This window comes from Candidatus Aquicultor secundus (assembly GCF_002791875.1).
GTDB lineage: Bacteria > Actinomycetota > Aquicultoria > Aquicultorales > Aquicultoraceae > Aquicultor_A > Aquicultor_A secundus.
This window is the reverse complement of the sequence record NZ_PFNG01000037.1, coordinates 8,890-23,537: the sequence shown is the minus strand read 5'-3', so window position 1 is coordinate 23,537 and position 14,648 is coordinate 8,890. Positions and strand designations below refer to the sequence as shown.

The 14,648-nt window shown below is 49.7% G+C and carries 13 protein-coding genes; 2 read left to right on the top strand and 11 right to left on the bottom strand.

The annotated features are described in order from the left end of the window. Positions 1-522, bottom strand: a 522-nt coding sequence (locus COY37_RS01460; RefSeq protein WP_286975671.1) for a class I SAM-dependent methyltransferase, incomplete at its 3' end; no start/stop codon positions are given. Positions 523-946: 424 nt separating this feature from the next. Here COY37_RS01460 and COY37_RS01455 point away from each other — a divergent pair. Further along, on the top strand, positions 947-2,974 hold the full coding sequence (locus COY37_RS01455; RefSeq protein ID WP_286677600.1) for a sodium-translocating pyrophosphatase: 2,028 nt from the start codon (positions 947-949) through the stop codon (positions 2,972-2,974). A 95-nt stretch (positions 2,975-3,069) separates the two neighbouring features. On the opposite strand, the gene glmS is transcribed toward COY37_RS01455, so the two are convergent. The 7 genes from glmS to COY37_RS01420 all read right to left on the bottom strand — a co-directional run bounded on the left by glmS (position 3,070) and on the right by COY37_RS01420 (position 11,644). Further along, the gene (glmS, locus tag COY37_RS01450) at positions 3,070-4,893 is read right to left on the bottom strand and encodes a glutamine--fructose-6-phosphate transaminase (isomerizing) (protein WP_286677601.1); all 1,824 of its coding nucleotides are present in this window, start codon (positions 4,891-4,893) and stop codon (positions 3,070-3,072) included. 991 nt (positions 4,894-5,884) lie between these two features. Continuing rightward, positions 5,885-7,216 (bottom strand): phosphoglucosamine mutase, encoded by a 1,332-nt coding sequence (gene glmM / locus COY37_RS01445; protein ID WP_286677602.1) that lies wholly within the window; start codon positions 7,214-7,216, stop codon positions 5,885-5,887. 77 nt (positions 7,217-7,293) lie between these two features. Further along, a complete protein-coding gene (locus COY37_RS01440; RefSeq protein WP_286677623.1) occupies positions 7,294-8,319 on the bottom strand; it encodes an alanine racemase in 1,026 nt (341 codons plus the stop codon). 68 nt (positions 8,320-8,387) lie between these two features. Beyond that, the gene (rpsI, locus tag COY37_RS01435) at positions 8,388-8,783 is read right to left on the bottom strand and encodes a 30S ribosomal protein S9 (protein WP_286677603.1); all 396 of its coding nucleotides are present in this window, start codon (positions 8,781-8,783) and stop codon (positions 8,388-8,390) included. Between the two features lie 3 nt (positions 8,784-8,786). After that, on the bottom strand, positions 8,787-9,230 hold the full coding sequence (gene rplM / locus COY37_RS01430) for a 50S ribosomal protein L13 (protein WP_286677604.1): 444 nt from the start codon (positions 9,228-9,230) through the stop codon (positions 8,787-8,789). Between the two features lie 205 nt (positions 9,231-9,435). Further along, entirely contained in the window at positions 9,436-10,563 is a 1,128-nt protein-coding gene (gene hemW / locus COY37_RS01425) for a radical SAM family heme chaperone HemW (protein WP_286677605.1), read from the bottom strand. A gap of 157 nt (positions 10,564-10,720) precedes the next feature. Further along, positions 10,721-11,644, bottom strand: a complete 924-nt coding sequence (locus tag COY37_RS01420) for a 4Fe-4S binding protein (protein ID WP_286677606.1) — start codon at positions 11,642-11,644, stop codon at positions 10,721-10,723. A gap of 121 nt (positions 11,645-11,765) precedes the next feature. Here COY37_RS01420 and COY37_RS01415 point away from each other — a divergent pair, with 121 nt between their 5' ends. Then, positions 11,766-12,239 carry a hypothetical protein gene (locus COY37_RS01415; protein ID WP_286677607.1) on the top strand — a complete coding sequence of 158 codons (474 nt, stop codon included), beginning with the start codon at positions 11,766-11,768 and terminating at the stop codon, positions 12,237-12,239. A 253-nt stretch (positions 12,240-12,492) separates the two neighbouring features. Here the strand turns inward: COY37_RS01415 and COY37_RS01410 are convergent, their stop codons facing one another. Genes COY37_RS01410 through COY37_RS01400 form a run of 3 tightly spaced genes read right to left on the bottom strand, consistent with a single transcriptional unit; the run spans position 12,493 to position 13,947 of the window. Next, on the bottom strand, positions 12,493-13,356 hold the full coding sequence (locus COY37_RS01410) for a hypothetical protein (protein ID WP_286975666.1): 864 nt from the start codon (positions 13,354-13,356) through the stop codon (positions 12,493-12,495). 17 nt (positions 13,357-13,373) lie between these two features. Continuing rightward, entirely contained in the window at positions 13,374-13,772 is a 399-nt protein-coding gene (locus COY37_RS01405) for a C39 family peptidase (protein WP_286677609.1), read from the bottom strand. Between the two features lie 7 nt (positions 13,773-13,779). Further along, positions 13,780-13,947: a hypothetical protein gene (locus tag COY37_RS01400; protein WP_286677610.1), complete on the bottom strand. Its 168-nt coding sequence runs from the start codon at positions 13,945-13,947 to the stop codon at positions 13,780-13,782. Positions 13,948-14,648: the final 701 nt, after the last annotated feature.

The following is a 14,648-nucleotide window of genomic DNA, read 5'->3' as shown; positions in this document are numbered from 1 at the left end:
CTTCTTGAACGCGCATCCTCTGTCTTTAAAAAACTTGATAACGTCTTTTTCCGGAATCCGCTCGCTCATGGGCGGACCCATCTCTCCTTGAACATCGCTCCAGTCAACGACGACTATTTGATGGAAAGGTTTGGAAATTCGTCGAATTTCCATCAAGAAGCTGCTCGGATCATCCAGCTCATGAAATACCGCCACCATAAATGAAACATCGATTGTGCGGCTTTCGATAGGAAATTTGTTTTCTTCTGATTGCAGGGCCAAAATGTTATCGATGCCTGCGGCCTTCTCTTTAAGAACCTCGAGTGCTTTTGGATTGATATCGACAGCGTAAACGGTGCCGTGTCCATCGAGATGTTTTGCAAGCGGGACGCTTAAGTAACCGGTCCCGCAGCCTAAATCGGCTACTGCAAGGCCGTCTTTTATGCCCCCCAGCACCTCGATCACCGGCTCAACCGGTAGTATCTCTTTTCTTCTTGGGTTGTCTAACCTGGCCATATCGCCGTGAAACTTATGTCCGCCCATACGCACCCCCTTGAATAGCTATTTTTATAGTTAAGCATATACGAGAAATTTTACCACAATAATACCCCCCCACTGGGTATCTCGATGGTCTCAGCATTTCGTCAACAGCGGCTCACCGAGATATTTAACACGCCAAAATCCGTTTTATTTTGCGTAATTTAAAGAGGTAATTCTTATGTAACTCCTATTTTTGCCAATATTGCGCTTGTCACTATTAGTTATTTTTGTTACAATTGAGCCTGCAAAAGTAGGCTAATTGCGTCTATGACGACCGGTTTTAGCTCTTGCCAAAAAACCATTTCATTGACAATGTGCTTGCACTAGCAAACGCACTTTTGATATATTAGAGTAACCCCAAACAGGGACGGCTTCCTCGGTATGTAACACAATGTAACACAAAATCTAAAAAAAGAAGGAGTGGAAAATGGAGAACACTGCAATCGCAATTGCCTTGGGATCAGGCGTACTGGCCATTATTTTCGGTATGTTTTTAATCGCCCGGACGCTAAAACAGCCCGCCGGCAATGCAAAAATGCAAGAGATCGCTAAGGCGATCCAAGAGGGCGCTGCCGCCTTTCTAAAAAGGCAGTATACAACCGTATTTTTTGTAGCAATTGTTCTATTCGTAATTTTAGGTTTCGGTCTCAATTGGGTAACCGCTATCGGATTCCTTATCGGTTCCGTTGCTTCGGCATCGGCCGGCATCATCGGAATGAACGTAGCGGTACGTGCTAACGTGAGAACCGCTGAAGCCGCGAGAGGTGGCCTTAAGAAAGCATTGGGTCTCGCTTTCAAGGGAGGTGCCGTAACCGGTATCTTAGTCGTAGGACTTGGTATCCTCGTTGTAACGGGATTCTGGGAAGCGACTAAAGACGCAAACGCTCTCATCGGACTAGGTTTCGGTGGAAGTCTTATCTCGGTCTTTGCTCGAATCGGAGGAGGTATCTTTACAAAAGCTGCAGACGTAGGTGCCGACTTAGTTGGTAAAGTCGAGGCGGGGATTCCCGAAGACGATCCGAGGAACCCGGCAGTTATCGCTGACAACGTTGGTGACAACGTTGGTGACGATGCCGGAATGGCCGCCGACCTGTTTGAGACATATGTCGTAACTGTAATCGCATCGATCCTATTAGCTACCCTGTATTTCCCTAGTTTTGAGAATGCCCTTGTATACCCGCTTGCATTGGCAGGGGTCTCTATTATCGCTTCAATGATCGGTGTGTTTTTTGTTAGGCTTGGGAAGAAAAACAACATCATGGGAGCCCTCTACAAAGGTCTCGCCGCATCCGCAGTTCTGTCCATGATTGCTTTCTATCCGATTACGCAAATGTTCATGGACGGTAATGGGAAATACTCGATCGGTGAGCTTTTTGGAGCTTCCCTTGTTGGTATTATCATTACCGCAGCACTGGTAATCATCACCGATTACTACACATCATCGAAGTATTCGCCGGTTAGAATTATCGCTAAGGCGAGCGAAACCGGCCACGGCACAAACGTCATCCAGGGGCTTGCCGTCGGTATGCAGTCCACAGCCCTTCCGGTTATCGTTATCGCTGCCGGTATTCTAACCGCATACAGCCTCGCTGGAGTCTACGGTATTGCAATCGCCGCGGTCGCGATGCTAAGCATGACCGGTATCGTTGTGGCAATCGACGCATTCGGCCCGGTTACAGACAACGCCGGCGGTATCGCTGAGATGGCGAGCCTTGAGGACAGCGTTCGCGACGTCACCGACGCTCTCGACGCTGTTGGTAATACAACAAAGGCCGTTACTAAAGGTTATGCTATCGGTTCAGCCGGTCTTGCCGCTATCGTTCTCTTCTCGGCATATACCCAGGAACTCGCTAGGGCAGGCGCAAAACTGAAATTTGATCTCTCCGATCCGTTCGTTATCGTCGGTCTCTTTATCGGCGGTCTTCTCCCGTACCTGTTCGCATCATTCAGCCTGGGTGCGGTAGGTCGTGCAGCCGGTGCGGTTGTCGAGGAAGTAAGGCGCCAGTTCCGCGAGATAGAGGGTATCATGGAAGGAACAGGCCGGCCGGAATATGGCAAAGCTGTCGAGATCGTTGCCGCTGCAGCCATCAAAGAGATGATCGTACCGGCTCTTATCCCGGTTCTTGCACCAATCATCATCCTCGGCATCGGCGTGGCGCTTGCGTCGCAGGGTCCACATATTGGAGCAACTATGCTCGGTGGAGTTCTTGTTGGAAGTATCGTAACCGGTATCTTTGTAGCTATCTCGATGACCACCGGTGGCGGTGCCTGGGATAACGCAAAGAAATACATCGAAGACGGGCACCATGGTGGCAAGAATTCCTTCGCACACCAGGCAGCGGTTACCGGCGACACGGTTGGCGATCCTTACAAGGATACAGCCGGCCCGGCCATCAACCCGATGATCAAGGTTATCAACATCGTAGCTCTCTTGATCGTTCCGTTCTTGAAGTAATAGTTTTAAGCGGCGCTTGCGCCACTGAATAGATACTTAAAACACAAAACGCCTCGCAATAAATGCGAGGCGTTTTTTTATACTGCGTTAATAACCTACTCAACCGTTACGCTTTTTGCAAGATTGCGCGGTTGGTCGACATTGCAGCCCCGGATCTTGGCTATGTAATACGATAGGAGCTGGAGCGGGACGACCGCCGGAATCGCCGACAGAAGTTCCGGTGTTTCCGGCACATAGAATACGTACTCGGCCTGCTGCTTTATCTCTTCGTCGCCTTCGGTTGCAACGGCGATGACATAGGAATCGCGCGCTTTTACCTCTTGGATATTACTGATGACCTTCTCGTAAGTATGGCCCTTAGTCGCCACGACGACGACGGGAACGGCTTTCTCAAGCAGGGCGATCGGCCCGTGTTTCATCTCACCCGCCGCATACCCCTCGGCGTGAATATACGATATCTCTTTCAGTTTAAGCGCGCCTTCCATGGCAACCGGAACGCCAATTCCCCTGCCCAGGAACAGAAAGCTCCTGCATTCGGAAAACCGGCGGGCGCATTCCTCGATAACGCTTGTATCGGCGAGAACTGCGGCTATTTTGTCGGGAAGTGCTTTTACCTCGGCGATCAGCTTATCGATCTCGGCCTTCGGCATCGCTTCGCGCACCTGGGCCAGGTACAGGGCCAGCGTGTAGATGGCCGCCATTTGGGATACAAGTGTTTTGGTTGCGGCAACGCCGATCTCGGGACCGGCGTGGGTATGTATGATGCCGTCGGCCTCCCGGGTAATACTGCTTCCGACAACGTTACTGATCGCGATTACTTTGGCCCCGCGCGCCCTGGCTTCGCGCAGGCTCGCAAGTGTATCGGCCGTTTCGCCCGACTGAGAGATCGCCACGACCAGCGTATCCTTGGTGATTATCGGATTGCGATAGCGAAACTCGGAGGAGATATCGACCTCAACGGGGATTCCCGCCCAGTTCTCTATCGCATTCTTGCCGACAAGCCCGGCATGATATGACGTACCACAGGCGACGATAAATATTTTGTTCAGCCCTTTTATAATATCCTCGGTGAGGTGGGATGCGGTGTCGAGCCTTACGTCGCCACCTACAAAACTGCTTCGAATAGTTTCGCGTACCGCCGTCGGCTGCTCGTTTATCTCTTTTAGCATGAAGTCTTCGTAGCCGCACTTCTCAGCCGCTTCGTCATCCCAGTTAACGGTGAATATCTCACGGTTAACAGCGATATCGTCGAAGGTTGTAATCTTTACGCCATCGCAGGTGACTTCGGCTATCTCATCGTTGTCGAGAAAAATCACGCTGCGCGTGTAGCCGAGGATTGCGGGCACGTCCGAGGCAATAAAGTTCTCGCCCTCACCGATCCCGAGAATCAACGGGCTGTCCTTGCGGGCGGCGATGATTCTATCCGGCTCGTGCTTGCTGATAACCGCCAAGGCAAACGAGCCCCTAAGCTCTTTTATTGCCGCTTTTACCGCTTCGAGCAGGTTGCCGTCGTATTTTTCCTCAACAAGGTGGGCGATAACCTCGGTGTCGGTTTCGGAGCCAAACACATGCCCTTTTGCCTGAAGTTCTTCTTTTAAGGCTATAAAGTTTTCGATTATGCCGTTGTGAACGACGGCCAGGTTTCCCGTGCAGTCGAGATGTGGGTGGGCATTTTCCTCTGAAGGTTTTCCGTGGGTCGCCCACCGGGTATGACCGATACCGATCTGCCCCGAGGGGGCTCCGGTAAGGAGGGCCTCCTCAAGCTCTTTTAACTTACCGAGGCGGCGCACAACACTTATTCCACCGTCTAGCACAGCAATTCCGGCGGAGTCGTATCCCCTGTACTCCAGGCGCTTAAGACCATTAATCAACACGGGCACGGTATCTCTCTGACCGATACACCCAACTATTCCGCACATAGGTTCTCCCTTCGTGAATGCCGATGATTAGTATCACGGCATGAACCAGGACACATTAATAGGGTTACTATAATAGTTGCTACGTTAGTTACTGCAACAGCCTATAGTATTGTTACGTCTATGGTTACGTTCTTGTTACTATAATAGTTACTACATTAGTTACTGCAACAGGGGAATTTAGAAAAGGCTCCGGCTGAGGCATGTCTATGCCGGCCTTTTGCCACTTTGGTACCGCTTTGTCCCGGGGGTCGCTCTCCGGTTTTGTAGATACCATTACGACCGTGGTCCGCCGAGAGGCATCCGCCGAATGAAACTTTCGATTAACCTCTCCCTCGTCAACTACCATAAAACGGCAGTTCTGGCGCTCGCATTGTTACCCCTATTCAGTTATTAGTCGTTTCTTGCTTACTATCCTCCTTCCGCCATCTTTCTACTATATCAGCACACACCATTCCATATCGTCGAAGACCGCCATCTTCTTGTTGCCGACCTTCCGCGGTCTTTCTACTATATCAACACACACCATTATACCCTAATCGGGCTATCGGTCACAGACAGATGTAAATTCAGGCTCATTCTTTGATTAGAATAGACTGCTGTCTAAATATCTATGCTTATGCTCGCGTCTGGATGTCATTCTGAACGATATAATTGAATATAGAGACAATAGCCAGGCAATTACAATGCTTATGCTCGCGTCTGGATGTCATTCTGAACGATAGTGAAGAATCTAGATCACACTCACCGACTTCTGTCACTGAGTATGTCTAAGCTTTGATCTACCTTCCTAAGAAGAATCTATCAAGCATCTTTCAAATCTATCAACCGCCTATAAACCATCTATCTCACTCAGGTTATCTAAGCTTAGACCCTCCTGCACAAAAAGAAGGTTTCCGCACCCAAGATTCTTCAGTCGCTTCGCTCCTTCAGAATGACATCTAATCGCTATTTGCTATTTGCTCCTTCAGAATGACATCTGGCAAGAGTATCCTTAGAACCCGATCTCCTGCCGGATGATATTTGCGATACTGTGGGCCACAAAGCCCGCATTGTCGCTGGTATCGCTTTCGACCATGACGCGGATAAGCGGTTCGGTGCCGGATGGTCGCACCAGGATTCTGCCCCGATCTTGAAGCTCGGTCTCGGCCTTCGCGATGCTTTCTCTAATAATCGCGATCTCCTGCCATCCATGTATCCTTTTTACCTTGACGTTAATCAGAACCTGGGGAAGTTTCTTCATAATTTTCTTCAGTTCAGAGAGCTTCTTCCCTGTCTGGACCATAACGGACGCAAGCTGCAGGGCGGTTATGATACCATCACCTGTTGTGTTGTGCTCCAGAAATATAATATGGCCGGATTGCTCGCCGCCGATGCTTATGTTTCGCGCGAGCATCTCTTCGAGAACGTAGCGGTCTCCAACCTTAGTTTTAACGACATCGATTCCGTGCTTTTTCATGGCGATATCAAAGCCCAAATTAGCCATAACCGTCGTTACAATGGCGCTTTTGGGAAGCATGCCGCGCTCTTTGAGATGGGTTGCGCAGACGGCCATAATAAAATCGCCGTCTACTACCTCACCGTTCTCATCGACCGCAATTACCCTGTCGGCGTCGCCGTCATGCGCGAAACCAACATTAACATCGTGCGACGTCACTATCTCCTGGATATAATCAACATAGGTCGAGCCGCAGCCCAGGTTTATATTCATACCGTTTGGACTGGTATTTACCGCTTTTACTTCGGCCCCAAGCTGGCGGAAGACAAGCGGCGATACCCGGTACGCCGCGCCGTGTCCGCAATCGATGGCCACTTTGAGCCCCTCCAGGCTGCCGGTAATCGTGTTAACGACATGATCGACATAAAGGTCTGCCGCTTTTCCATCGACTTTAACCGTACCGATGCTCGGGCCTGTGGGAAGGTCTTTTTCCGAATCCAAATTCGCTTGTATATCATCTTCTACCTGGTCGGGCAACTTAAAGCCGTCGGGTCCGAAGAACTTGATGCCGTTATATTCGGCGGGATTATGCGACGCGGAGATCACAACCCCGCCGTCGGCTTTAAGGGCTTTGGTAAGATATGCAATGGCAGGGGTCGGCAGAACCCCGACGTTGAGCACGTTGGAGCCGACCGAGCATATACCCGCGGCAAGCGCCGCTTCAAACATGGCCCCCGATATTCTTGTGTCTTTTCCTATAATGAAGACCCCGCCCTTGCCCTTGCTAAGAACGGTCGCCCCGGCTTGGCCGATTTTAAACGCCAGCTCGGCGGTAAGGTCCTTGTTTGCGATCCCTCGAACGCCGTCGGTTCCAAAAAGCCTCGTCAAATGCCACCTCCAGGCAAGTAATTTTTACGGTCGCTTTAGTATATCATTTACGGCTTTTGCGTGACAAAGGCTCCCGGCTAGGAGCTATACGACTTTGCGACAAAAGGCGACGTCATCGCGGCAAGCATCGCTTCGTAGCTGGGGATAAACGATATGGTGTCACCAATTTCATATGTGTGTTCAGATTCGGTCACATCGACGACAAGGTGGTCGCTGCTTCTCCTTAAAATCTTCGCTTTCATATCGAGGGTTCTTAGCGCGCCCCTGCAGATATCCTGCGATCCAATCGCCAGGATCGCCCTTTTACGCAGGCCGTCAGGCTGTTGTGTCGGCTTTTCTTTTATCTCTACGATTTCCGCTTCCAGGATTATTGCATCCTGAAAGGTGTGCGGGATCGGGTCAAGGTCGACCGTCTCCTGCCCCAAAAGAATCGCCTCCCCCAACCTGACCTGGTTAACCCCGGGCGGCACCGCCCCAGCCTCTATAAGCTTCCAGATACTCGAGTTGCCGCCGGAGACAACCGGAAGCCGGGTATCCAGGCGCTCCCGCAGGTCGCCGGCGCTCTTAACCAGAAGCTCGAGCATTGCGGGTGTGGGGGAAACCCCCTGCAAGCAGGCCACATTCGATCCGATTCCCTCAAACCGTATCCATGAAAACCGCAGCGCCTCCCGCATAAAACCGAAAAGATCCTGGGGAAGCACTCCCTCGCGCAGGTCGCCGGCCTCAACCATCACTATGACTTTGTATTCTTTGCGGATTGCCGAAGCCGCGTGGGAAATTCGTTTAATCGTTGCAAGCTCGGATACGAGGCACATATCCGTTATTTCAACCGTACGGGGAATCTCCCAGGTCATCGGTTGCCTCAGCATCATACGAGGGACATCTCGAAGGACATCTATATCAAGCAGACGCTCCAGGTTTTGCAACCTGGAGTCGGCAACAGTAGAAACTCCGCCGGCAATCATCGCCCGGGCCACGGCGGGATTCCCCAGGCACGCCTTAACAACCCCAACGACCTCTATGCCGTTGGCGTTACAGGTACTGGTTATCACGTGCGCATTATGCGCAATCTTATTGAGATCAACTGTGAGAGACGGTTGCAGAGAACATCACTCCATAAAAAAAGAGGTTAAAGAAGCGTACTTCCTTAACCTCTGGTGTTGCGTAATTATTACCTCTTGGAAAACTGCGGACGCTTGCGGGCTTTTTTCAAGCCGTACTTGCGACGCTCTTTCATTCTTGGGTCGCGGGTCAACAGACCGGCTTTCTTAAGCTCGCCGCGAAAACCGTCATCGGCCTCAAGCAGCGCTCTTGCGATACCGTGACGCAACGCACCAGCCTGGCCGCTTACGCCACCGCCGGTGATCGAGGCTATTACATCGAACCTGTCTGTTGTACCGGTTACTTCAAAGGGCTGCTGGATCAAAATCTGCAGGGCCTTACGGCCGAAATACGTCTCGAGGTTCTTGCCGCCGACATTGAACTCGCCCTTGCCCGGCATCAACCGAACACGGGCCACAGCATCTTTTCTACGACCTGTTCCGTAGTAGACAACCTTACTAGCCACTGATTACTCTCCTCCCGCCCTAATATCTAATACTTTCGGCTGCTGGGCGGTATGCGGATGCTCCGACCCTGCATAAACTTTTAGTTTCCTGAACATCTGCCGGCCAAGACTATTGTGCGGAAGCATGCCCTTTACCGCCAGCTCAATAACCCTTGTCGGGTGTTTTACGATCAATTTGTCAAATGTGGTTTCTTTTAATCCGCCCGGATAGCCAGAGTGGCGATAGTACATCTTTGTCTGGGCTTTACGTCCGGTCATGACAACTTTCTCAGCGTTTATAACGATGATGTAATCGCCGACATCCATGCTTGGGGTATACATGGGTTTGTGTTTTCCTCTAAGAATGGTCGCGACCTGGGTTGCGAGACGACCGAGCGGTATTCCCGCTGCGTCAACTGCAAACCACTCTCGATTGATATCCTTTGGCTTGGCCGAATATGTTTTCATTTCTCCTCCAACACTGTATGTAAAAGTTAATTATCTTTCAAAACTGGCAATATTGTAGCAATCTTGCAACCATACTATATTATATAAAACCGCAGGAAATGTCAATGCCGGTTCGGTAGTTCGAAGCCCTTAGCCGACTACTCGCATAAACGTTTCCGAGATACCCTACTACGCCATATAATATCAGGCTAAATTCGAACAACTTTCAAACAAATCTTGAGAACACTTCGTTACCAATAAAAATCCCCCGGGGTGTTAATCTCAGCAGCCCGTTTTTGCTTTCTATAAGCCCGTCGTCGAGCAACCCCTCGATCTGCGCACCATAGATATCCTGCACAGAGCATCCAAAGCGAGACGCAAATGCCTCCAGGTTTACACCCTCCATCTTGCGAAACCCCAGGAAAAGCATTTCGCTCATCTCGTCGTCTATAGAAAGCTCGATTTCCTCGGGCTTAAATAGGTCGGTACCCGCAGTTTCTATATAATCCGTGGGTTTTGCCGTATTTGCAAATCTCTTGTTGCCGATCCTCGAATGCGCACCGGCGCCGAAGCCGATGTAATCACGGTTATCCCAGTACACCAGGTTGTGACGGCACTCCTTGCCGGGTTTGGCGTAGTTTGAAATCTCGTAATGCCCATAGCCGGACTCTTCCAAAGATTCCATGGTATACGCAAACATATCCGCCTGCATGTCTTCATCGGGCATTGCGAGCGCACCCGTAGTTATCTCGCACTCAAGCGCGGTCCCTGGCTCGACCGTAAGGCCGTAGCATGAGAGGTGCTCGGGCTCAAGCGCGGCGGCTTGCTCGAAATTAAGCGCCCAGTTTGCGAGCATTTGCCCGGGGACGCCGAATATGAGATCGATATTTATATTATCAAAGCCGGCCCGGCGGGCGGCATTAAACGCATCCACCGCCTGCTGTGCCGAATGCTTTCTGCCAAGAAGTGTCAGCAGGTCATCGTCAAGGGATTGGAACCCGATACTTAGCCTGTTCACACCGCTTTCCCGCAGCACCGCCAGCTTTTCATACGTAACCGTTTCCGGGTTAGCCTCGATGGAAATCTCGGCATCGGGTGTAATAGCAAAGCGCCCCTTCAGAGATGTGATAATCGATGCTATGTAAGAGGGCTCCAGCAGGGTTGGGGTGCCGCCGCCTATATAGATGCTCCCTACGGTGCCGAAAGCGCCGTAGCAATCTGCCTGGGAAGCGATTTCGGTCAGCAACGCATTTACGTAGGGCTGATGAAATGCGGCCAGTCCCGCATAAGAATTGAAATCACAATATTTACATTTTTGTTTGCAAAACGGGATATGCACATAAATAGCGGACATGATATATAAAAAAAGAATCCTTCCGTGTGTTTGTAAGATTATCTCAGATTCGACTGGGCAATGCCAGCAGTGGACCGGGCCTCAGGTATTTTCGCTAATGCGAGTGGCGGGCAGGTCGTCGTGCTTGTGCCCGGATGCAGATATTTGACCGTCCTCTCTAGTGTGGTAAAACCAACGGTCCCGGTTTGCTTGCGTCTTCCTCAAGCCTGATGGCCTCCGCCGGGCAAACCCCCACGCACACGCCGCACCCTTTGCATGCATCCGCATCAACCTTGACCTCATCGGCCATGCTCAGTGCGTTAAATTGGCACGAGTCAATGCAGCTTTCACACAACGTGCAGGAGTCGTGGTCGATTCCGGCCGTAAAGCCGGAGGACGTAACGACTCCAAACCCAAGCGATAGTGCGCGCATCCCCAGGCAACAGCACGAGCAACAATTGCAGAGAGAATAGAGCCTGTCGCCGGCCGCATCCTTAAACCAGGCCGTATGGACACGCCCCCGCTCGTGCTCCCGCTCAAGGATTTCTAGCGCCTCGCCGGTATCCACCCTACGCGCATTCCCCTTCTTATGCTCAACGACAAAATCGACAAACGGCTCACCAAGAACAAAGCATACATCTATCGGCAGGCACGGGTTCTCGGCTATCTGTCTGCAGGGGCAATCCGTAACCGCAATATGCTCGGAGTTTTCCAGGATAATATCCCTCGCCCGCTCAAATGGCAGCACCTGCTCGGGGTTACGAACCACAACCGGCTCTTTAATATCGACCAGACGTTTTGCCGTTTCGCTTGTGATTACCTTGGCGTGGTGGGTGTTCATCAGCTTTTCACCGGCACCCCTGTAAAGCCGGGCCGGGAACAGCCGTGGATGCTCGAGCGCATACCTGACCGGTTTCAGGTACGACGACGTCCATCTTAAGTACACATAGCTGTGGATGAAGTTCTTTGCCCCCCGCCACCCGTGAAACCGCGCCAGTTTGGCTGTGCTGTCTTTGCGCCTAATAAACAACCAGCTCCCGGCCACAGCGATGCCACTTAGCAACAGCGGGATAAGGCCGCTTTTCTTTCTTGTTTTATCCATACCCTATTTATTATAGCCGATTAGACCATAGAAACCACGCGAACATGCACCTGAATCCTCTAAACTATCGCCCATCCTGGTCGAAATTAATACAAAACAGCTCTTGAGGAGATGGTGCTACATGCCTTTTATCATACTGGTAAACGCGCTTAGCGGGCTTATCGTAGCCTTGCTCTATTATCCGAGATCGCCGTGGTACCTGTTCGGCGCCGTGCGGCTCGACGAACTGTGGTTGTGGTCGAAGTACGCCCTATTTTCCTCATCGTTGCTGTTTGTTTTCGCGGTTCTGGCGCTTGATAAAGACGCAAAAGGCCGCGGCCTTGCCCGAAGCCTATCGGCGTTTATAGCAACCCTGCAGGGGCTCCTCAACCTGCTCCCCGCAGTTTTATATCTTATCTTTTTACACGGTGCTGCGACCTCCCGCATCGCAGTCCATGGATATACGCTCACAATTACTTCCCGGCAGCTCTTCTTGCACCTGCTCCTTGTCACAATATCTTGGGCAACCGCCCTCTGGCTTGTGCTAAAAGGAAGGGAGCGCAACATCACCGAGCCCGCGCAGGTTCTCGAAGCGCAGGTACAATCATCGATATAACGGATCATGTCAACCTACATACTCCATAAAGATAGCAGCAAAGCAGAAAACCTGTCGATAAACGGTTGTTCATCCGATGAAGGCAGCGGTTTGTAAACACTACGTCGCCTGCAGGCTATGTAGACAAAGCGTATAAATGGCGGCTGCCATTTATGTAGTTGGCCCTTATCAGGCGATCTGATATAAAGCTTTATGTGGGTTTTCACACATCGTGTAGCGCTTTACTCATTACTAATCGAATAGGTTTGAGTCACTACGCACTGCCAATACGATGTCGCTGACGTAGTGCCACCATAGCACCTACTAAACCAAGAAAAACCGCTAAACCTATAGCTGCATAAAGTGTATTCCTGTCGTTAACTGATGTTGACTCATCATCCTTAATTGAACCCTTAATAGCGCTTTGCACCATGCCGTGGGCCACGCCAGTACCTGGTTCGCCACCATATAACAAGTTACCTTGAGCATCCTTCGCAGGTTCACCCATGGTAGAAACCATCTTCAATAAGACATCTGCCGCTGGGTATAATTTCTTATTATCTAGACTTAGCTTACCCTTATTGTTGTAGAGAGGAATGAGGTAGTCACCTTGATCTGCACTAACATAAATAAAATCAGTGTTAAACACCTCGACCCTTACATGCTTTGCTTCGGATACGTTGCTGATGTTCTGCTCGCTGAGATACTTCGTAACGTCATTTTCATCTGCGCTGAACTTTATCAGTTCTCTTGGCATGTACCTGCCGTAGCCTATAAGAGCCCATGAGCCATTTTCTTGCCCAATATCTGCGGATGAGACAACTTTACCTGTTTTGTCAAGCAGTGGATATTCCCAGTAATATTCTGCACGTAGCGCAGAAAGAAAGTCTTTATTTTTATAATCCTTTGAGAGTGCCTTAATCTTAGACAAGTCAAGATTGTATACTTTATATGGCTGCCCAAGCTCCACTGGTGCTTCAGATGCATCCGTAAGACTCCAAAAATCAGGTTGCTCCTTCATATCGCTTGCAATCGAATTCAACTGCGCCTTAATTACCTGATCAACCTCTACGGGCGCGCTAGCAAAGGAAGTGCTTAGAAGTACCAAGATACCAAATAGTGCTAATACTCTTTTCATCGATTACTCCTCACTCCTTATTGATAAAAGTAGATAGATTCAACCCATCTGTGGACACCGTCGTCGTAAAACCAGTTATAGGTATTTTTATGACCTGCCCCATCTGCTGGATTAACCCAGTACACATACCGGGTTGCGGTGTCATCATCGTACCCACGAACAACAGTCATATGCCCACCTCCACTGTAATAGCCCCAGCCTGCAGCCATCGGACCGCCACAGTTGATCTGATATTTTACCGATAAGAAGGTTAGGCCACTGCTTATGGTCATACCAGTTCTTTTCGTCTGGAAATGGTTTATGGCTTGGTTGGTCTGGTTTAACGATGCTGTATAATTTGGATAGTTCTGGTTATGATAAATGTAATCGACATTTGCCCATTGGCTTAGCGTCCCACCAAAATGCTTTTCAATCATCTCGCCGCTAGCCGCCCAGCACCAATTGCTCTTTGCTTGCTGTACGGGAACAACAGTGGAAAGCCACTTCACCGTTGCAAACGCCGGGGTCGCTGTAGTCGCCAACAACAGTACCGCTAAGCAAATTTGCAGTATCAAGTAATGCCTTAACGTAAATCTCAATCTCATAGTTCACCTACCCCTAATCCTCATAATCCTATTCATTCGTTTGCGTCTTTCGGTAATATTTTTGTTGCCCTAGTAGATAGCAAATTTAAATGAGCCAAAGCTAGATTTACTTTACGAGCATGCTGTTTACAAAACAAGGTTCATACTTGCGCTCTTTACCTATGCTATTTAACGACTGTCACTTAAGTGTAGCGCTGTCCCTGATACATATTTACGCCCCCCTTTCTTTTATAAGCAATTACCTGCTTATTAAGGACTGATAGCCTAAAATCCCATAAGCCATACACGTAAAACCTTTGCTGATAGTTATAGCACATGCTTCAATTTACTAACTATCACTACTTCAGTGTCTTATAATGACTGTACTCTAATACACGTATTCTAACTTACTTTATATATCTAATCAATACCCTTTCTACACAGTGCTAACCTGCTAATTTTAAAAACATACGGTAGTTTAGCTGGGGTTTAACTTGGTAGTAAAAATGATTGACTATTTCCTAAAAATAATGAGAATAATCATTCAATGCAATTTGAAGATGCTTGGTAGCATCTTCTATGCTTATGCTGTGGCTTGTGCAAGATGAAATACTGGCAGCGATCGGGACAAGAGCAAGCCAAGTAAACATTTTACGTGTGTCCATGGGCACTCTTTCCTATTGGCCTAGCGGAAGTCATCAAAGCATGGGTTTGCTTAAAAATATATGA